The sequence below is a fragment of the Streptomyces sp. MRC013 genome (assembly GCF_023614235.1).
Taxonomy (GTDB): Bacteria; Actinomycetota; Actinomycetes; order Streptomycetales; family Streptomycetaceae; genus Streptomyces.
Genome location: NZ_CP094264.1, coordinates 2,112,134 through 2,130,637, shown reverse-complemented (window position 1 = coordinate 2,130,637; position 18,504 = coordinate 2,112,134). Strand labels below are relative to the sequence as shown.

The following is an 18,504-nucleotide window of genomic DNA, read 5'->3' as shown; positions in this document are numbered from 1 at the left end:
TTTCTTGTATGCGATACAAGCTGACGGGGTCTTGTTGTATCACATACAATTCCGGGGTGGAGGAGAAGAGGACCGAAGCCCGGTCGGCACCGGCCCGGTCGCGTGACCGCGGTCGCGCGACGAGGCTCCGGCTGATCGAGGCGGCCGCACGGCTCTGCGGGGAGCGGCCCGGCGCCGAGGTGAGCGTCGCGGAGATCGCGAACGCGGCAGGCGCCTTCCCCAACCAGGTCACCTACTACTTCGGCTCCAAGGACTCGCTGCTCGTGCACGCGGCCTTCCTCGGCCTGCTGCACGACGCCCGGCGGATCGAGCGCATCGGCCGCCAGGCCCCCGACGCGGCGACGTTCCGGCGCAACATCGCCCGCGCCGTACTGGCCATGCCCTCGCTCCCGTCGGTCGCGCGAGCACTCGCCGCCGGGGTCTCCCGGCCCGAACTCGCCCCCGTGGTCGACCGGCACCTCCAGCTGCTGTTCCGGCAGTCCGAGCGCTTCGTGAGCCGACTCGTCGAGGACCGCGGCTGGCGGGCCCGCCGACCGCTCGACGTGGAGGCCAGGACGTTCTGGAGCACCGCGCTCGGCGCCGTGCTGCTCGTCCGCGCCGGAGCGCGCGGCACCGTCACCGACCTCGACCTCGCCGGAGCGCTGACCGTCCACGACGACCCCGCTCCCGGCTGACCCGGCCGGACGGACCGGGGCGGTGACGTGCGCGGTCCCCACGCGGCGGGGGCTCGTCACGGTCGGCGCGTCCGCCGCCGGACGGGGTTCAGAACCTGTCGGCCGCCCGGACCCGGTGGAGGTGGACGAGGACGTCGTAGGCCCGGCCGATCGCGAGGGCGGGCAGGGGGTCGGGGGTGAAGGTCGAACCGGCGTCGTAGACCGGCCGGGGGCGGTCGAGCCAGGTCCGGGCCCCGGCGGGTGCCGTCCGCAGGTCCAGGTAGAAGTCCCGGTACCCGACCCGGTCCAGGGTGTGCTCGTGCATGCCGGGGCGCGCCGCCGGAACGGCGGTCGGCTTCCAGTCGCCCTCGAGGGGGGCGTCCTTGGTGAGGAAGGAGCCGCCGGCGAAGGTGAAGCCGATCGCCGCGTAGTCGCGGCCCAGGCAGTCGCGCAGCACGGCACCCTGGGTGCGCGGGTACAGGTCGGGACGGGTGGAGAGGTAGCCGACGTGGCCGTTGTGGGCGGACAGCAGCATCCGGTGGCCGGTCCGGCGCCGCCACCACAGCACGTTGTCGGCCATGGCCCGGTCGCGCAGGCGCTCCGCGGCCGTGACCGAGGCCGGGTCGGCGAGGTCGACGGTGGCGAAGGCGAAGGTCTGCGCGATGTTCCGGGCGTGCTGCACGGTCCACGCGTAGTCCTCCCCACCGGTGTCCCGGTACCCGGCGACCAGGTCGAGGGCCTCCCGGGCCCGCGCGGCGTTCTCCTCGCGTTCCGGGAGCGGCTTGCGCAGGTGGGCGAAGACGTCGTCGAAGGGGCGCAGCCCCGCGTACAACTCCTCGAGCCGGGGCAGCGCCTCCGGCCCGACCGTACCGACGGACGACAGGACCCGTTCGAAGATGTGGTCGCCGAGTTTCGGTGCCCCGAGGTCGTCGCCCGTGAAGTGGACCCGGCGGTCGGGGTGGCGGCTGTTGTGGTCGCGCATCCAGCCGATCAGACGGACGAACTCCTCGCGTTCCCAGGGGGATCCGGCCAGCGTCTCCCGTGCGATCCGCCGCGCATCGCCGGGGCCGCCCTGGAGGTACTCGTCGATCCGGAGCCCGGCCGACCAGCTCATCTCCAGGGCGAAGGCGGTGAAGCCGCGTTCCTCGACGAGGTACTGGAAGACGCGGTGCTTCATGGCGAAGAACTCGTGCGAACCGTGCGTGGCCTCGCCGAGGCCCACCACCTTCGCGTCTCCGACCATGGCGCCCAGCGCCCGCAGGTCCGCCGTCGGACCGCCGGGATCCGTGGAGCGCAGCGGGTGCGCGGCCCGCTCCAGGGAGCGTACGACGCCCGCGGGGGAGGCCGGAGGTGCGCCGGGTGCGGAGGACGGGGGCGGGGCCGCGGAAGCCACCGGGGCGGCCGCAGCCGTGGCGGCGAGCGCCGCCGTGAACGCGAGCAGTCCTCGCCGGCCGATCGGCTTCCCGTACCCGTGCATGGCGATCACTCCTCGTACGCGGCGGCTCCCCGAGCCGATGCAGTGATCCTCGTGCGCCGCGGCGCGGACCGCGCTGAGGCCTCCCACCGTCTCGGTCCGGGGGTTCCTCCCCCGCAGCCGGCGGGGGAACGTCCCCACCGCCCCCGGGTGCCGGCCGGATGGTCCGGCCGACGTCGGAACGAACAGGGTGGAACCGCCAAGAGGAACGAAGGAAGGGAACCCCGGATGTTCGGCATGGAGCCGGTCCGCCGCCGGGCGGCCCGCACGGCGGCGGTCGGCACACTCGCGGTGGCAGCGTGCGCCACGCTGATGGCCGGCAGCGCCGGAGCCGTCGTCAACGGGACCGAGCCGACGGAGCATTACGCGTTCATGGCGGTGATCCCGGAGTCGGCGCCCGAGCAGGGGCTGTACGACGGCAACTGCGGAGCCTCGCTGATCGATCCGCAGTGGGTGCTGACGGCGGCCCACTGCCTGCGGGGCGACGGGCTTCGGTTGGAGGGCGTCGTCCGGATCGGCAGCACGGACCGGAAGTCCGGGGGGACCGTCCGGGCCATCGAGCGGACCTTCCTCCACCCCGGCTATCTGAACGGTGACGGGAAGGCCGCCAACAGGGACGACATCGCCCTGGTCCGCCTGGACCGCCCCGTCCCCGAGAAGCCCGTCCGGATCGCGGAACGGGCCGGACGGCCCGGCACCCCCACCCGGATCCTGGGATTCGGCACCACCTCCGACACCGAACTGAACTTCCCGGAGCGGCTGCGGGAACTCCGGACGCGCCGGGGCGCCGAGATCGAATGCGCCCCCGGATACGCCGACCGGACCCGGCTGTGCACGATCAGCCGCGTGCCCGCGGCCATGGCGTGCTTCGGGGACTCCGGCGGACCGCAGCTCCAGAAGGGCCGACACGGGCGGTGGGAGCTCATCGGAGTGGCCTCGGGTCCGGGCGCCCCCGGTGTCCCGTGTTCGGCCGGGCCGGGCCTCTACACCAGCGCACCCGCGTACGCGGGCTGGATCCGGCGGACCATCGGGCACAACTCCTGGTCCCGGCGGTCGCCGGACGTCGCGTCGCAACCCGTGCGGCGGCCGTCGGCGGCCGTCGGCGGCCGCGGAGCCCGGTCGGGTGCCTGACGGGGTGAAGTCACCCGTCCGCCTGCCCGCCTGCCCGCCCGTCCGGCCGTCCGCCCGTCCGGCCGTCCGCCTGCCCGCCTGCCCGCCCGTCCGGCCGTCCGCCTGCCCGCCTGCCCGCCCGTCCGGCCGTCCGCCCGTCCGGCCGTCCGCCTGCCCGCCTGCCCGCCCGTCCGGCCGTCCGCCTGCCCGCCTGCCCGCCCGTCCGGCCGTCCGGCCGTCCGCCCCGTCCGCCTGCCCGGCCGCCCGTCGGCCCGTCTGCCCGTCCGTCGCCGTCGGCCTCGCCCCTGGGGCGCCGGACCATGCAGGCGGGCGACCGCCCTGACCGCGTGTTCGCTCGCCGGTGGACGAGTGGTGCCGGGCAGCTGCGACGACGGGGCCGGCGTCCACGTTCCGGGGTTCCGGGATCGGACGGACGGGACCTAGTCGACCAGGCGGCGGCGCCAGCCCAGTGGGGTGACGACGACGGCCCGGTCGGGGTCGCCGTCCCACTCGGTGCGGAGGCCGACCGCTTCGAGGGCGGACACCACCTCGTGGCCGACGGCCGCGGCGGTCCCGGGGCAGTCGTCGAAACCGCCGTAGAAGAGCACCAGTCCGTGGCCGGCCGCGGCGGAGTCCGTGCACTGGGAGTGGAAGTAGACGTAACCGCGGGCGTCGGGCTCGCCGGCGTCACCGATCTCGGCCTGGCCGCAGGTGACGCAGCAGGTGAAGTCCTCGCAGGCGGTGATGCCGGACTCCCGCAGGGCCGTGAAGGCGCGGGTGAGCCGTTCGGGGTCGGTCTCGCCCCGCCACTCGGCCTGCTCCGCGACGCGCTCCAGCCACAACCGGTCGGCCAGCGCCCGCGCCTGCTCGGGCGAGACCGGCCGGCGCTTCCCGGTGGCCAGACACTCCCCGGCGAACTCGGCCAGTTCGGCGCGGGAGACGTAGCCGCCGACCAGCACCTCGCGGACGTACTCCTCCAGCCGCTCGCGCTCGCCCTCGTCGAGGCCGGGCGGCGCCCCCTCCCGTACGGCGCCGGTCTCCAGCGGCGACCAGGCCAGACCGTCCTCCCAGCCGGCCCTCCGGCGCGCCCAGCCGGTGATCGCCAGGACGACGGCCCAGGGGCTGTCGGTCACCGCCCGGGAGTGCCGGTCGGAGGCGCCGTCGTGGTGCTCCACCGCGTAGGGGCCGCCGGCCCGGCGCGAGACCCTGGCGAAGACCTCGGGCGGGTCGGGTATCCGCCGGACCAGCAGGAAGCGGTCGCCGTCACCGCCGGCGCGCCGGACCAGCCGGGCCAGTTCCCCGGTGGACACGCGGACGTGCCGCTCGCCGTTCTCCGTCTCCACCGCGATCCCGAGCATGGACGGACTCTCGCACACCCCTCCGACGACGGACCCGCCGGACCACGCGGACGGCCGGGGCGGGAACCTCCCGCGCGACACCGGCGGGGACCGGCCCCCGGCCGTGGTGGGACCCGTCCCCCCGGCCGTGGTGGGACCGGGGCTTCACGGCGGTACGGCAGGCGCCGCCGGACGACCGCCCCGGCCTCATTCGGGGCGGGTGACGGCGAACATGTAGCAGCCCCAGGCGATGTTGCGACTGTGGACGCGCACGACGCCGGGCTCCGCGAGCAGCTCGGTGATCGCCTTCTCCGGGTCCCGGCCGTCGTGCGTCGTGGTCGCGTCGTGGATCCGGCCGCGCTCGTCGTACGCCCGCAGCACCTGCGGCCGTCCGCGCCAGTCCGGCGGGTAACGGGTGGTGTCGGCCGGGCCCGCGCAGGGCTCGGCGTGGGCGAACACGGGCCCGGTCTCGCGGTAGGGGCCGTCGGGAAGCGGCGGCCGGTGGGCGAAGAGCAGCAGTTCGTCGCCGGGCGCGGCGTCGCGCAGGCAGCACCGGACGGGCTCTCCCCCTCGGCGGTGAGGCGCTCGACGCGGTTGCCCGACGCGTCGGTCCCACCGGTGCGCACGGCGTCCAGTTCCCCGGCGGGAATCGCGTGGACGCGGAAGGTCGCGGGCGGTGTCGCGGTCATGCGTCCAGGCTCCCGGGTCCGTGCGTTTCGCGCTGGCGGGTATCCGACGTGAGGTTCACCGGCGGACGGCCGGCGTGCTGACGGCGGGGCGTGCCGAGCGGCGCGGGGACGGTGGTCGCACGGACGGACGGAGGCGGGGCGGCCGCCGTGGCCGAGCAGGTCGACCAGGAGGGAGCGGCCCCCGGCCGTCGGGGGTGTGCGCGGTGCGCGGGTGCGGTGCCCGAGGCCGCCGGTCGGGGGGTGTGGCGGGGCGCCGACCGGGCGTCGGCAAAGGCACCGGTGGGGCGGGCGTAGCGTGAAGGTATGACTGCGTACGGATCCTTCCCCGGGGCGCGGCCGCGTCGGCTGCGCACCACCCCCACCATGCGGCGGATGGTCGCGGAGACCCGCCTGCACCCCGCCGACCTGGTCCTGCCCGCCTTCGTCCGTGAGGGCGTCACCGAGCCGGTGCCGATCCGGGCCATGCCGGGGGTGGTGCAGCACACGCGGGACACGTTGCGGAAGGCCGCGGTGGAGGCGGCCGAGGCGGGCCTGTCGGGGATCATGCTGTTCGGCGTGCCGGAGGAGTCGAAGAAGGACGCCACCGGCACGGCCGGGACCGACCCGGACGGCATCCTCCAACTCGCCGTCCGGGACGTGCGCGCCGAGGTCGGGGACGACCTGGTGATCATGTCGGACCTGTGCCTCGACGAGTACACCGACCACGGCCACTGCGGCGTCCTCGACGCCGAGGGGCGCGTCGACAACGACGCCACACTGGAGCGGTACGCCGAGATGGCGCAGGTCCAGGCCGACGCGGGCGTTCACGTGGTGGGTCCCAGCGGCATGATGGACGGCCAGGTCGGCGTGGTCCGGGAGGCGCTGGACACGATCGGCAGGGAGGACGTGTCGATCCTGGCGTACGCCGTCAAGTACGCCTCCGCCTTCTACGGCCCGTTCCGCGAGGCGGTCGGCTCTTCCCTGCGCGGCGACCGCAGGACGTACCAGCAGGACGCGGCGAACGTCCGCGAGTCGATGCGCGAGCTGGCGCTCGATCTGGACGAGGGCGCCGACATGGTGATGGTGAAGCCCGCCGGCCCGTACCTGGACGTCCTGGCGAAGGTCGCGGACGCGGTGGACGTGCCGGTCGCGGCGTACCAGATCAGCGGCGAGTACGCGATGGTCGAGGCCGCCGCCGGGAAGGGCTGGATCGATCGGGACCAGGCGATCCTGGAGTCCCTGACCGGCATCAGGCGGGCGGGCGCGCAGATCGTCCTCACGTACTGGGCGACCGAGGTCGCGCGGCGGCTCGGGCGCTGACGGAGCACCGCGGGCGGGGCGGCGCGGGCGGGGTCCGGTGCGCATCCCGCGACGGCCGGGGCGGTACGGCGTTCCGAGCCGCCCCGCCGCGGACGCGCGGCGGCCGGGATCGCGCGGAGTCCTGAGTCGTCCCGCGACGGCCGTCGCGTTGGAGCGGTCCCTCATGGCCGCCGAGGGGGGCGTCCGAGCGGGACGTCCGGAGGAAGCCGCAGCGGGGCCCTCGGACGACGGCCGGGGCCGATCCGCCGGGAACCCCGTGGTCGGGGCCGCTCCGCCGGGAACCCGACGCCGGGGATTCGAGGCCTGGGGTCCGGGGGCGTGGGCTCGATGCCGGGGTCCGGGACCCGAGGCCGGGGTCCGGGGTCCGATGCCGGGGGTCCGATGTCGGGGTCCGGGGTCCGGGGGGCGTGGTGGCCGTGCTCGCGAGGGGTTTCTCCGGACGGGCCGCCCGCGACGGCCCCCTCGCGGGCGGGGGTGGGGCTGGTGTCCGAGGGGGCGGAACGGAGCCGGGCGGAGCACCCTGGAAGGAAAGGCACGGGAGGTGTTCCTCATGCACACGCTGGTCGGATGGCACGTCGACATGGAGTTCCGGGAGGACGGCGACCGGACCAGGGCCGCCGCGCTCGTACGGCTCGGGGACGGGACCGAGGTGAGGGGGCACGGACAGGCCCAGCGCCACCCGTCCGACCCGGGTCAGCTGAAGGTCGGCGAGGAGATCGCGGGCGCACGCGCACTGATGGACATCGCCACGCAGCTGCTCCGGAAGGCCCATGTGGAGATCGACGAGGTGAAGGGGAAGCCCTCGCACCCGCTGATCTGAAGCCGGTTCCCGCGCGCGGGAGGGGGCGGCGCCATGCAGCGCCGCCCCCTGGGACCCCATCGCCCGCCTGTCCCCGTGTCGCTCCGCTTCTTCGTCCCACCGGCCTTCGGCCTTCGGCCTTCCGCCTCCGGCCTCCGGCCCCGGTCCTCTCCCGGACCGTTCGGCGACTCAGAAGCCGAGGGCGTCGTCCAGGGTCTGCTGCCAGTACGTGGTGGCCGCGTCGTCGGTCTTGTACGTGTCCGCCGGGAGCTTCACCCGGACCGGCGAGCCGATCGAACCGGTTCCGTTGCGGGGGGAGAACAGGACCTGCAGCCGCTCCGTGACCCGGCCGTTCGCCTCCTCCGGGGCGCGCTCGCCGCTCAGGATGACCGCTGCGTAGGCGGACTGGCCGGGCGCGACGGTGACCACCGCCTGGGGGTGGCTGTCCTCGAGGAGGTCGGGCGTCGCCTGCTCGTCGTCGAAGCGGAGGATCGGGGCTCCGTAGGCGAGGCAGGTGCGGGAACCGGTGTTGGTGGCGGTGATCAGCAGGTGGTTGATCGGGCGGGTCGGCTTGGTGACGCTGATCCGCATGTTGTCACCGGTGCAGGTGACGAAGGCGGAGGGGTTGTTGGACTTGTTCCCGGTGGAGGGGTACGCGCTCTTGCCGGCCTTGGGGGTGCTGCTCTTGTCCGTCGTGAGCAGGCTGCCCTTGTCGGCCTTGGGCGCGTTCGTCTGGCCGGCCCGGACGACCTCGGCCGTGTCCGTCTGACGGGCCGGGGCGGCGTCCTGCGCGGGGGCGGGGGCCGCGACGGCCGGGGTGTCGGACGCGGCGCCGGCGTTGTCGGAGCCGCCGCTCTGGCAGGCGGTGAGCGAGAGCGCGGCCAGGAGGGCGGTCGCGGCGGCGGCGGTGGTGCGGGTGCGGAAGGTTCGCATGGTGTTCGTACTCCCCGTTGTGCGGTGTTCAGTAGTGGTTGATCAGTGCGATGACGATCGCGATGCAGGCGATCAGTACGCCGACGGCGCAGGCGTCGACGAGTTCGAGTGCGAAGCGGTGTTCTGACCGCATCGGTGCTCCCGTCTCCGGTGTCGCTGGACACACCGTGCCGGGCTCCGTGTCCCACGGGCAACGTCCACGGGACAATGGGGGACGCTGGAACGCCGGAACCCCCCTGACCTGCAGGGTCGCAAGGTGCCTGGAATGCGTTCCTGGAATGTGTGTGGGAGGGAAGGCTGCGGTGGCGAGCGGGATGGAAGACTTCGCGGAGTCGTTGCGGGGGCTCAAGGAACGATCCGGGCTCAGTTACGGGGCTCTGGCCAAACGGGCGCACATGAGTACGTCGACGCTGCATCGCTACTGCAACGGCGATGCCGTGCCGACGGAGTTCGCCCCCGTGGAGCGCCTCGCGCGGCTGTGCGGTGCCTCGCGGAACGAGATGGTGGCTCTGCACCGCAGCTGGATCGTCGCCGACGAGGGCCGCCGCCGGAGCCGGACCGCCCCGGAACGGTCGCCTTCGGCGGGCGACGGACCCGGCGCGGAGGGGGAGCGCGACGGCGAGGCGGCCCCGGCCGGAGCCCCGGGCCCGGCCACGTCGGGCGGCTCGGACCCGTCTGGAGCCTCCCCGGATGGGTCGGGCGCACCGGGCGGCTCGGACCCGTCGGGTGGGGCGGCGGTGTCGGGCGGATCGGCGGTGCCGGGACCGTCGGACGCTTCGGGTGGGTCGCCGGTGCCGGGCGGGGCGGGCGCGTCGGCCGGCCCGGCGGCCCCGAGGGCGTCGGCCGCTCCGGCGGACCGGGACGGCCCGGCCGTATCGGACGCACCTGCCGTATCGGACGCACCTGCCGTATCGGACGCACCTGCCGTACCGGATGTACCTGCCGTACCGGATGTACCTGCCGTGCCGGATGTACCGAAGGCACCGGAGATCTCGGCGGCACCGGCCGACCCGGGCGTCGGTTCCGCCGGGCCTCGCGCCGACCGGACCGCCGCGGCGGGACCGGCCGCCGGGCGGGGCCCCGAGCCGAACCCCGAGCCGGCCTCGTCTCCCGCCGACCCGCCTCCCGCCCCCCGCCTGGGGAAGGGCCCCGGCCTCCGCCGGTCCCGGCCCGTTCGCCGACCCCGCGCCGCCGAGGGCCCCCGGGGCCGGCACCGGCGGCGACTCCGACGCGGACGCCGGTCCCGTCACCCTCATCACGCCGCCCCCACGACGGCCCGCGGGCGACCGATCGCGGCGGCGGGTCGTGCTCGCCGCCGCCGCTGCAGCCGCCGTCGCGTTGGCCGCATCCGCCGTGCTCGCCGGAACCCTGGACTCCAGTACGGCCAAGGGCAACCTCGCCGTCGACAGCGGGCACCGCGCCGCACCCGCCCGGCCCTCGGTCCCCGCCCACCCCACCGGAACGGCCTCCTCCGCCTCCCCTTCGTCCTCGCCCTCCACCGGCGCCTCCAGCCCCTCCGCCACCGCGTCCCGCACCTCCACCGCGCCCTCGCGGGCAGCGCACCCGGGCGGGGAAACGGCGAAGCGGAAGAAGAGCGGCGTACCGCTGACCGTGGACGTGCGCCCGTACGTCTGGCCACACCCGTGCGACCAGTCGTACATGGTGGACCGGCCGCCCGCCGAGGTTCCGCCGCCGCCGTCGCCGCAGGACGCGCGCGGCTGGGTCACCGCTCTGGGCGGGACGCCGGCCGACAGGATGATGATGGAACTGGCCGTGCAGGGCACGAGCGAAGAGGTCGTGGTGCTCCACGCGCTGCACGTGCGCATCGTCGAGAAGGGCGCGCCGCTGCCGTGGACCACGTACCTGATGGGCGACGGCTGCGGCGGTCAGATGACGCCCATGAGCCTCGACGTCAACCTGGACGCGGCGCGACCGCGTGTCGTGCCCGTCGCCGGGCAGCAGGGTGACAAGGAGATCCCGGCGACCGACTTCCCGTACAAGGTGTCCGCGACCGACCCGCAGATGCTGCGGGTCACGGCGCACACGGCGGGGCACTCCGTGCGCTGGTACGCCGAACTGGAGTGGAGCAGCGGTGACCGGCGGGGCACCCTGCTGATCAACGACCGCGGCCGTCCCTTCGCCACGAGCGCGGCCGCGGGGCGGCCCCACTACGCGTACCCGCTGGGCGGCAGCGGATGGCTTCCCGTCGAGTACGAGTGACGGCCCGGGAGCGGCGGGAGCCGGTGGCCCGGGAGGAGTGCGGGCCGCCGGTCCGGGGGCAGCCGGGGCCGGTGGCCCGGGAGACGACGGGTTCCTGCCGCCCGCAGCCCTCGTGAGGGGCCGGGGTACCGCACCCGACGCGAGCGGGCCCGCCCGCACCGGACCGGCGAGCCGGCCGTCGGGCCGGGCCCGACGGCGGCGGCCCGCCCGGGGCGGGCCGCTCGGACGTGAGCGGCCCCGCCCCGAGTGGGCGGGCGTGGTGCGGCCGGCTCCGTGGGGCCGGCCGCACCGGGGTCAGAGGCGCTCGGGCGTCCGGATGCCCAGCAGCGCCATGCCCTGGTGGAGCGTGCGCGCCGTCAGGTCGCACAGGAACAGGCGGTTCTCGACCTGCTCCGGTGTCGGTGCCTTCAGGACCGGGCACTCCGCGTAGAACGTCGTGTACAGCGACGCCAGCTGGTACAGGTACGCGGCGAGCTTGTGCGGCTCGTACCCCGCGGCCACCTCGGCGAGCACCTCGCCGAACTGGTCCAGGTGCAGGCCGAGCGCCCGCTCCACCGGGGCGAGCCCCAGCTCCGGGTGCGCGGCCGGCCGCGCGTCGCCGGACTTGCGGACGATCGACCGGATGCGCGCGTACGCGTACTGGAGGTACACCGAGGTGTCGCCGTTGAGCGAGACCATCTGGTCCAGGTCGAACTTGTAGTCGCGGGACGCGGACGTCGACAGGTCCGCGTACTTGATCGCGCCGATGCCGACCTGGGCGCCGCGCTCGGCGATCTCCTCCTCGGTGAGCCGCTCGCCCTCGGGGAGGCCCTCGGACTTCTCCCGGACGACCGCCGAGGCGCGCTCGACCGCCTCGTCCAGCAGGTCCACGAGCCGGACCGTCTCGCCCTCACGGGTCTTGAACGGCTTGCCGTCCTTGCCGAGGACCGTGCCGAACGCCAGCTGGACGGCCTTCACGCGGTCGCCGAGCCAGCCCGCGCGGCGCGCCGTCTCGAAGACCATCCTGAAGTGCAGCGACTGCCGGGCGTCCACCACGTACAGCAGGGTGTCCGCGCCGAGCTTGCCCACCCGGTCGCGGATGGCGGACAGGTCCGTCGCCGCGTAGCCGTAGCCGCCGTTGGACTTCCGGACGATCAGCGGGACCGGCTGGCCGTCCGGCCCCTTGACGTCGTCGAAGAACACGCACAGCGCGCCCTCCGAGCGGACCGCGACCCCCGACTCCTCCAGGAGCCGGCAGGTCTCGTCCAGCATGTCGTTGTAACCCGACTCGCCGACCACGTCCGGGTCGCGGATCTCCATGTCCAGCTTGTCGAAGACCGAGTGGAAGTAGATCTTCGACTCGTCGACGAAACGCTGCCACAGCCGCAGCGTCTCCGGGTCGCCGGACTGGAGCAGGACGACCCGGTCCCGGGAGCGCGCCTTGAACTCCTCGTCCGAGTCGAACAGCGTGCGCGACGCCTTGTAGAGCCGGTTCAGGTTCGACATGGCCTCCTCGCCGGAGGCCCGCGCGTCGCCCGTGTCCGCCTTGTGGTCCAGCTCGTGCGGGTGCTCGATCAGGTACTGGACGAGCATGCCGAACTGGGTGCCCCAGTCGCCGATGTGGTGGCGCCGGATCACCTTCTCGCCGGTGAACTCCAGGATCCGCACCACCGCGTCGCCGATGACGGCGGACCGCAGGTGGCCGACGTGCATCTCCTTCGCCACGTTGGGCTGGGCGTAGTCGATGACGGTGGTGCCCGGGTTCTCCGCGCGCGGCACGCCGAGGCGGTCGTCGGCGGCGCGGGCCGCCAGCGTCTCCACGATCGCCCGGTCGCCGAGCGTGATGTTGAGGAAGCCGGGGCCGGAGACCTCGACGTCCCTCAGCACCTCGTCCGACGGGAGCGCGTCGACGACCTTCGCCGCCAGTTCGCGCGGGTTGCCCTTGAGCTTCTTCGCGAGCGCCAGGATGCCGTTGGCCTGGAAGTCGGCCCGGTCGCTTCGTCGCAGCAGCGGGTCGGCGGAGCCGGCCTCCGGCAGGGCTGCCGAGAGGGCGTCCGCGAGGCGCTGCTGCACGGTCGAAGCGAGGGAAGGGACCGAGGCCATGAGCTTCCGTTCCTGTGTCGGGGTCGTGTTCGGGGTCTTGTGGGGTGTCCGTGTGGTGCTTTTCCGGTTGTCAAGTGTCCCACGACCGAGCAGGCTCCTTCCCACGACTTCCCCGGTCCGTGGACGACCTCCGGCCGACGGGCGGCCGGCCTGTGGACGACCTCCGGCCCGGCCGTCCCGTCTGGGAGAATGGCCCGGGGACGCAGCCGTCCCCGGACCAGCCCTTCGAAACCCGCACAGAACACACAAGGACGTGCCGATCGTGGCTCAGAGCAGCACCGAGACCGACTGGGTCTCCCGTTTCGCGGACGAGGTCATCGCCGAGTCGGAGCGACGTGCGCCTGGCAAACCGGTCGTCGTCGCCTCCGGCCTCTCCCCGTCCGGCCCCATCCACCTCGGCAACCTCCGCGAGGTCATGACCCCGCACCTGGTGGCCGACGAGATCCGCCGCCGCGGGCACGCGGTCCGGCACCTGATCTCCTGGGACGACTACGACCGCTACCGCAAGGTCCCGGCCGGCGTCCCCGGGGTCGACGCCTCCTGGGCCGAACACATCGGCAGGCCGCTGACGTCCGTCCCGGCCCCGGCCGGCTCCCCGCACGCGAACTGGGCGGAGCACTTCAAGGCCGCCATGGTCGAGTCGCTCGCCGAGCTGGGCGTGGAGTTCGACGGCATCAGCCAGACGGAGCAGTACACCTCCGGTGCCTACCGCGCGCAGATCCTGCACGCCATGAGGCACCGCGCGAAGATCGACGAGATCCTCGACCGGTACCGGACGAAGGACAAGGCCGCCGGCCGGCCCAAGGGCAAGGCGCAGCAGAAGCCGGCCGACGAGGCCGAGCTGGCGGCCGCCGAGGGCTCCGGCGCGGCCGGCGAGGACGACGGCTCGGGCGGCGCCGGCGGGTACTACCCGTACAAGCCGTACTGCGGCCGCTGCGGGCGCGACCTCACGACCGTCACGTCGTACGACGACGACACGACGGAGCTGGCGTACGGCTGCGCCTGCGGCTTCTCCGAGACCGTCCTGCTGAGCGGGTTCGACCGCGGCAAGCTGGTGTGGAAGGTCGACTGGCCGATGCGCTGGGCGTACGAGGGCGTGGTCTTCGAGCCCAGCGGCGTCGACCACTCGTCGCCCGGCTCCTCCTTCGTGGTCGGCGGCCAGATCGTCCGCGAGGTCTTCGACGGCGTCCAGCCGATCGGCCCGATGTACGCCTTCGTCGGCATCTCCGGCATGGCGAAGATGTCCTCCTCCAAGGGCGGGGTCCCCACGCCGGCGGACGCGCTGAAGATCATGGAGGCGCCGCTGCTGCGCTGGCTGTACGCGCGCCGCAAGCCGAACCAGGCCTTCAAGATCGCGTTCGACCAGGAGATCCAGCGGCTCTACGACGAATGGGACAAGCTGGAGGCCAAGGTCGCGGACGGCACGGCGCTGCCGGCCGACGCCGCCGCGCATTCGCGAGCCGTGCGCACGGCCGCCGGCGAGCTGCCGCGCACGCCGCGCCCGCTGCCGTACCGGACGCTCGCCTCGGTCGTGGACATCACGGCCGGACACGACGAGCAGACCCTGCGCATCCTCGGCGAACTGGATCCGGCGAACCCGCTCTCGTCGCTCGACGAGGTGCGGCCGCGACTGGACCGCGCGGAGAACTGGATCACCACCCACGTCCCGGCCGAGGCCCGCACCGTCGTGCGTGACGAGCCGGACACGGAGCTGCTGGGCTCCCTCGGCGACGAGGGCCGCGAGTCGCTGCGGCTCCTGCTGGAGCGCCTGGACGACCACTGGTCACTGGACGGCCTGACGACGCTCGTCTACGGCGTGCCGAAGATCATGGCCGGGCTGGAACCGGAGGCGAAGCCGACACCGGAGCTGAAGACCGCCCAGCGGGACTTCTTCGTCCTGCTGTACCGCCTGCTCGTCGGCCGGGACACGGGCCCGCGCCTCCCGACGCTGCTCCTGGCGGTCGGCGCGGAGCGGGTCCGCAAGCTGCTGGGCGCGTGACGCGGGGGGCGGTCCGCCCCGAGTGACGCGTGGAGGGCCCCACCCCGGGTGGGGCCCTTCCGCCGTCGCCGCCCCGGTCCGGGCCGCCCGGCGCGCGACGAGGCGGGTGGGAGGAGCGGCGGCGGGCCGTCGGCCGTCCGGCCGGGCCCGGCGCCGGGTCAGGCGATGTGGTCGGCTTCCAACTCGGCCTGGTAGCGGGTGATGAAGTCCGGGAGGACCCTGCGCAGCAGCGGTACGGCGCGGGGGTGCCGAAGGCCTTCCGCCTCCGCCAGGCGGCGGGCCAGGGCGTCTGCGGCGGGCGGGTTGCCGTACTCCTCGGCGTACGCCTGGAACGCCCGGTACGCCGCGCGGACGTACTCCTCCTCTTCCTCCGCCTCCGGCAGGCGGTCGGCGTGACCGGCGTACGCGGCAGGGTCGTACGAGCCCGCGTAGACGGTGTCCTGGGGGAGTTTGGGCGCGGAGAACCAGGGGCTGACGTGACTGACCGGGGCGTCCTGCGGTTCGGGCCGGGGGTGCGGTCCGGCGACATCCTGCGGTTCGGGCCCGTCCTGTGCGCCGGCCGCGGGTCCCGTCCGCACTTCGGGTGCGGGCCGCGGTCCGGGCTGTGCGTCGGGTCCGGGCTGCGGTTCGGGTGCGGGCCGCGGTCCGGGCTGGGCGTCGGGTGCGGGCCGCGGTCCGGGCTGGGCGTCGGGTGCGGGCTGCGGTTCGGGTGCGGGCCGCGGTCCGGGCTGTGCGTCGACTGCGGGTCCCGTCCCCACTCCGGGTCCTGTCCGTACCTCGGGCCCTGTCCGTACCTCGGGTCCCGTCCGTACGTCAGGTCCCTTCGGCGTCTCGGGTCCCGTCCGTACCTCGGGTCCGGGCTGCGGGTCCGGTCCGGGCCGGGAGTGGGGGGTTCGGGCCGACTGCGGCTGCGGATGAGCCTGCTGGTGCTGGTGCTGGTCCGGCTCCGGCTCCGGGGACCGGTCCCCGACCGGGGCGGGGGGCCGGGCCGGTGCGGACGCGGGGCGCACCGCCGGGGCCTGCCGCGGCGCGTGGTCCGCGGGCTGCGGCGCCGTCGGGACGGGCACCGCGGGGCGGGGGCCGGTGGGCGTCGCCCCGGGGAGTTCCGCCACCGGAGCGGTCGCCGCGGAGGTCACCGGCAGGGTGGTGGCCTCCGCGGTGGCCTCCCGGGCCGCCGGGTTCGGGGGCAGCAGCACCGGCTCGATTCCCGCCGCCGCCAGGCCCGCCGGGGCGGTTTCCGCGAGCGGTACGCCGTACTTCGCGAGGCGCAACGGCATCAGCGCCTCCACCGGCGCCTTGCGCCGCCATCCGCGGCCGAACCGGGCCTGCAGACGCGCCTGGTAGACCAGCCGGTCCTGCTCCAGCTTGATCACCTGCTCGTACGAGCGCAGCTCCCACAGCTTCATCCGCCGCCACAGCCGGAACGTGGGCACGGGCGACAGCAGCCACCGGGTGAGCCGCACACCCTCCATGTGCTTGTCGGCCGTGATGTCCGCGATCCGGCCCACCGCGTGCCGGGCCGCCTCGACGGCCACGACGAACAGCATCGGGATGACGGCGTGCATCCCCACACCGAGCGGATCCGGCCATGCCGCGGCGCCGTTGAAGGCGATCGTCGCGGCGGTCAGCAGCCACGCCGTCTGCCGCAGCAGGGGGAAGGGGATCCGGAGCCAGGTCAGCAGCAGGTCGAGGGCGAGCAGCACGCAGATGCCGGCGTCGATGCCGATGGGGAAGACCAGGGAGAAGTCGCCGAAGCCTTTCTTCTCCGCGAGTTCCCGCACCGCCGCGTACGAGCCCGCGAAGCCGATCCCGGCGATGACCAGGGCGCCGGCGACGACGACACCGATCAGAACGCGGTGCATCCGCGTCAGTTGCATCGCGGCCACTCGCGGTCCCCTCCCTGGTTCACCTGCGCTTCGCGGGCACAGCCTGGCACACGTGTACGGGACCCGGCCCCCCGGGGAGGCCGGATCCCGTCACCCGGTCGTCGCCGCGGGGTTACCTGCCGGCGGCGGCCACGGCGGCTACGGCGTCCTTGACGGCCTTCACGGTGCCCTCCATGAGGCTCGCCCGCGGCCGGGGCCTCGGCGCCCGCGTAACCGGTGCCGTTGTAGGAGACGGTGACCACCACGTTCTCCGTGCGGGCCACGATCACGCCGTAGCGGAAGGTCTCGCCGGTCTTCTTCAGGGAGTAGCTGACGGCGCGGGCCTCGTTGCCGACGCCCGGCGCGGACGAGGTCCGCACGTCGATGGCGCCCTCCGTCGCCTTCACCTCGGCGACCTTGTCCGCGTACTCGTCCTGCGCGCGCTTCTCGCCGCCGCCGAGCGTCGGGTCCGAGTCGAAGCGCAGCAGGGAGACGTCCAGCCAGCGGTAGTCGGAGCCCTTGACGCCCTTGTCCTCCAGGCCGTTCCACGAGCAGTTGCCGCGGCTGTTCATGTCGGAGGACCTGCCGGGCGTGCCGGACTTCGTCTTCACGCCCGGCACGAGGTCCTCGACCGTCTTCGCGGTGATCGCCTTGCAGGCGTCCGGCAGCTTGGCGAACTTCGCCGGAGCGATGCTCGGCACGGGCGCCGCCGACGTGGCGGGCGCGGCCGGGGCGCCCGTCGCCGGCGCGGAGGGCGACGCGGACGCGTCGGAGCCGGAGCCGTCCGACGAGCAGCCGGCGGCGGCGATCATCACCGGGACGGCGGCGCAGGCGAGTATGCGGGTGAGACGCGGGGCTGATCGGTGCATGGTTCCTTCAGTCGCTCTGTCGCTTGTCGTACGAGTCGCTCGTGCCGGCCCGTCGTACGGCCCGGTCCTTCGGCCCGGACATACGGTCCGGACGGTCCCGGTCCGGGCGGTCCGGCCCGGCCACGGTAGCCCGTCCGGAAGCCCGGCCGGGGCCGCCGGTACGTCCAGCCGTCCGGTGCTCCGGGGCCCGGGACACCGCTACTCGTCGAACCGCTCGGCCAGCCGGTGCGCCAGCCTGCGCGCCTTTTCCTGCATCTCCTCACTGTCCGGAACCTCGCCGTCACGAAGTGGCTGGGCCGCGTACCGCACGGTCACGAGCACGTTCGATGTGCGGAACACCACGCTGACGGTGCGCTGCTGGGCGGCCGGGCCGGCCGGGGCGAGGACGTCGTCGAGGAACGCCGCGTCACCCAGGTCGGTCAGTGCCCGGGACCCCAGGTCCCCGGCCGGGGCGGAGGCGGCGGGAGAGGGCGTGCCGGAGGTGGCGGGGGAGACGGTCTGCGCCTGCCGCCCGGCGGCGGGGGAGGGCGGCGCCGGCTCCGGCGTGTTTGGCCGGCGTACCGGCTCCGGCGGGCTTGGCGGGGGCCGCGGGTCCGGCGGTGCCGGCCGCGGGGCCGGGGGGCGAGGCGGTGCCCTGGTCCGTGGCGGGGGGTGAGGCGGGGGCCAGCCCGGCGGCGGACTCCTTGGTGGCGTACACCTCCTGCGCCCGCGCCTCGTCGCTGACGGCCGGGTCGTAGGAGACCACGCGCTCGAAGTCGAGGGTGAGGTGGTGGATGGCGTCCGGGCCGTCCGCCTTCCACGCGCAGCCGACGCGGCGGTCCGTGTCGTACGTGACGGCGGCGGTGCCGCGCAGGACGCGGTCGCGCTGTTCGGCCGGCAGGGCGGTGACGGCGGGGAGCAGGTCCCGGAGGGTGGAGCGGGGGACGGAGCCGCACGGTTCGAAGAGGGTGCGGTAGCGGCCGGGCTGGGCGATGGGGCCTGCGGCGGTGCCGGTCTTGGCGTCGATGCCGGAACCGTCCGTCCCGGAACCGGAGCTGCATCCGGCGAGGGCGGTCGCGCTGAGTGCCGCGAGGAGCGCGGCCAGACCGGATGCGTACGCCCTTCGCTGCACGGTGCCGGGCTCCCTTCCCTGGGGTCACGGTGAAAACAGCTTGCCGGTGATCGGCGGCCGGTGA

General features: G+C 74.6%; 15 protein-coding genes and 1 pseudogene. 7 read left to right on the top strand and 9 right to left on the bottom strand.

What is annotated here, in order from left to right:
* The first annotated feature begins 56 nt into the window (after nt 1–56).
* Nucleotides 57–674 carry a TetR/AcrR family transcriptional regulator C-terminal domain-containing protein gene (locus LUW75_RS09615; protein WP_250335231.1) on the top strand — a complete coding sequence of 206 codons (618 nt, stop codon included), beginning with the start codon at nt 57–59 and terminating at the stop codon, nt 672–674.
* An 88-nt stretch (nt 675–762) separates the two neighbouring features.
* Here LUW75_RS09615 and LUW75_RS09610 read toward each other — a convergent pair whose 3' ends face one another.
* Complete coding sequence (locus LUW75_RS09610; RefSeq protein ID WP_250335230.1) at nt 763–2,130, bottom strand: erythromycin esterase family protein; 1,368 nt, start codon at nt 2,128–2,130, stop codon at nt 763–765.
* Nucleotides 2,131–2,355: 225 nt separating this feature from the next.
* On the opposite strand from LUW75_RS09610, the gene LUW75_RS09605 reads away from it, so the two are divergent.
* The gene (locus LUW75_RS09605; RefSeq protein WP_250335229.1) at nt 2,356–3,258 is read left to right on the top strand and encodes a S1 family peptidase; all 903 of its coding nucleotides are present in this window, start codon (nt 2,356–2,358) and stop codon (nt 3,256–3,258) included.
* Nucleotides 3,259–3,677: 419 nt separating this feature from the next.
* On the opposite strand, the gene LUW75_RS09600 is transcribed toward LUW75_RS09605, so the two are convergent.
* Together LUW75_RS09600 and LUW75_RS09595 are read right to left on the bottom strand one after the other, a co-directional pair.
* On the bottom strand, nt 3,678–4,595 hold the full coding sequence (locus tag LUW75_RS09600) for a DUF6891 domain-containing protein (protein ID WP_250335228.1): 918 nt from the start codon (nt 4,593–4,595) through the stop codon (nt 3,678–3,680).
* A gap of 186 nt (nt 4,596–4,781) precedes the next feature.
* On the bottom strand, nt 4,782–5,090 hold the full coding sequence (locus tag LUW75_RS09595) for a DUF1203 domain-containing protein (protein ID WP_250337610.1): 309 nt from the start codon (nt 5,088–5,090) through the stop codon (nt 4,782–4,784).
* 476 nt (nt 5,091–5,566) lie between these two features.
* On the opposite strand from LUW75_RS09595, the gene hemB reads away from it, so the two are divergent.
* Together hemB and LUW75_RS09585 are read left to right on the top strand one after the other, a co-directional pair.
* Nucleotides 5,567–6,562: a porphobilinogen synthase gene (hemB, locus tag LUW75_RS09590; RefSeq protein WP_250335227.1), complete on the top strand. Its 996-nt coding sequence runs from the start codon at nt 5,567–5,569 to the stop codon at nt 6,560–6,562.
* A 550-nt stretch (nt 6,563–7,112) separates the two neighbouring features.
* Entirely contained in the window at nt 7,113–7,382 is a 270-nt protein-coding gene (locus LUW75_RS09585) for a DUF1876 domain-containing protein (protein WP_250335226.1), read from the top strand.
* A 168-nt stretch (nt 7,383–7,550) separates the two neighbouring features.
* Here LUW75_RS09585 and LUW75_RS09580 read toward each other — a convergent pair whose 3' ends face one another.
* A complete protein-coding gene (locus tag LUW75_RS09580) occupies nt 7,551–8,294 on the bottom strand; it encodes a DUF4232 domain-containing protein (RefSeq protein WP_250335225.1) in 744 nt (247 codons plus the stop codon).
* 278 nt (nt 8,295–8,572) lie between these two features.
* Between LUW75_RS09580 and LUW75_RS09575 the strand changes: the two are divergent.
* A pseudogene (locus LUW75_RS09575) lies at nt 8,573–8,794 on the top strand (helix-turn-helix domain-containing protein); the annotation flags it as partial.
* An 853-nt stretch (nt 8,795–9,647) separates the two neighbouring features.
* Nucleotides 9,648–10,514, top strand: coding sequence for a hypothetical protein (locus LUW75_RS09570; RefSeq protein ID WP_250335224.1), 867 nt, complete (start codon nt 9,648–9,650; stop codon nt 10,512–10,514).
* 294 nt (nt 10,515–10,808) lie between these two features.
* Here the strand turns inward: LUW75_RS09570 and argS are convergent, their stop codons facing one another.
* Nucleotides 10,809–12,596, bottom strand: a complete 1,788-nt coding sequence (gene argS / locus LUW75_RS09565; protein ID WP_250335223.1) for an arginine--tRNA ligase — start codon at nt 12,594–12,596, stop codon at nt 10,809–10,811.
* Nucleotides 12,597–12,849: 253 nt separating this feature from the next.
* Here argS and lysS point away from each other — a divergent pair, with 253 nt between their 5' ends.
* On the top strand, nt 12,850–14,595 hold the full coding sequence (gene lysS, locus LUW75_RS09560; RefSeq protein ID WP_250335222.1) for a lysine--tRNA ligase: 1,746 nt from the start codon (nt 12,850–12,852) through the stop codon (nt 14,593–14,595).
* 158 nt (nt 14,596–14,753) lie between these two features.
* On the opposite strand, the gene LUW75_RS09555 is transcribed toward lysS, so the two are convergent.
* From LUW75_RS09555 to LUW75_RS09540, 4 genes are all read right to left on the bottom strand, one after another.
* Complete coding sequence (locus tag LUW75_RS09555) at nt 14,754–16,472, bottom strand: DUF2637 domain-containing protein (protein ID WP_462933787.1); 1,719 nt, start codon at nt 16,470–16,472, stop codon at nt 14,754–14,756.
* Nucleotides 16,463–17,329, bottom strand: coding sequence for a DUF3558 domain-containing protein (locus tag LUW75_RS09550; RefSeq protein ID WP_250335220.1), 867 nt, complete (start codon nt 17,327–17,329; stop codon nt 16,463–16,465). Before LUW75_RS09550 ends, LUW75_RS09555 begins: the two co-directional genes overlap by 10 nt.
* A 198-nt stretch (nt 17,330–17,527) precedes the next feature.
* Nucleotides 17,528–17,668 (bottom strand): hypothetical protein, encoded by a 141-nt coding sequence (locus LUW75_RS09545; protein ID WP_250335219.1) that lies wholly within the window; start codon nt 17,666–17,668, stop codon nt 17,528–17,530.
* 67 nt (nt 17,669–17,735) lie between these two features.
* On the bottom strand, nt 17,736–18,440 hold the full coding sequence (locus LUW75_RS09540) for a DUF3558 domain-containing protein (RefSeq protein ID WP_250335218.1): 705 nt from the start codon (nt 18,438–18,440) through the stop codon (nt 17,736–17,738).
* Nucleotides 18,441–18,504 lie beyond the last annotated feature (64 nt).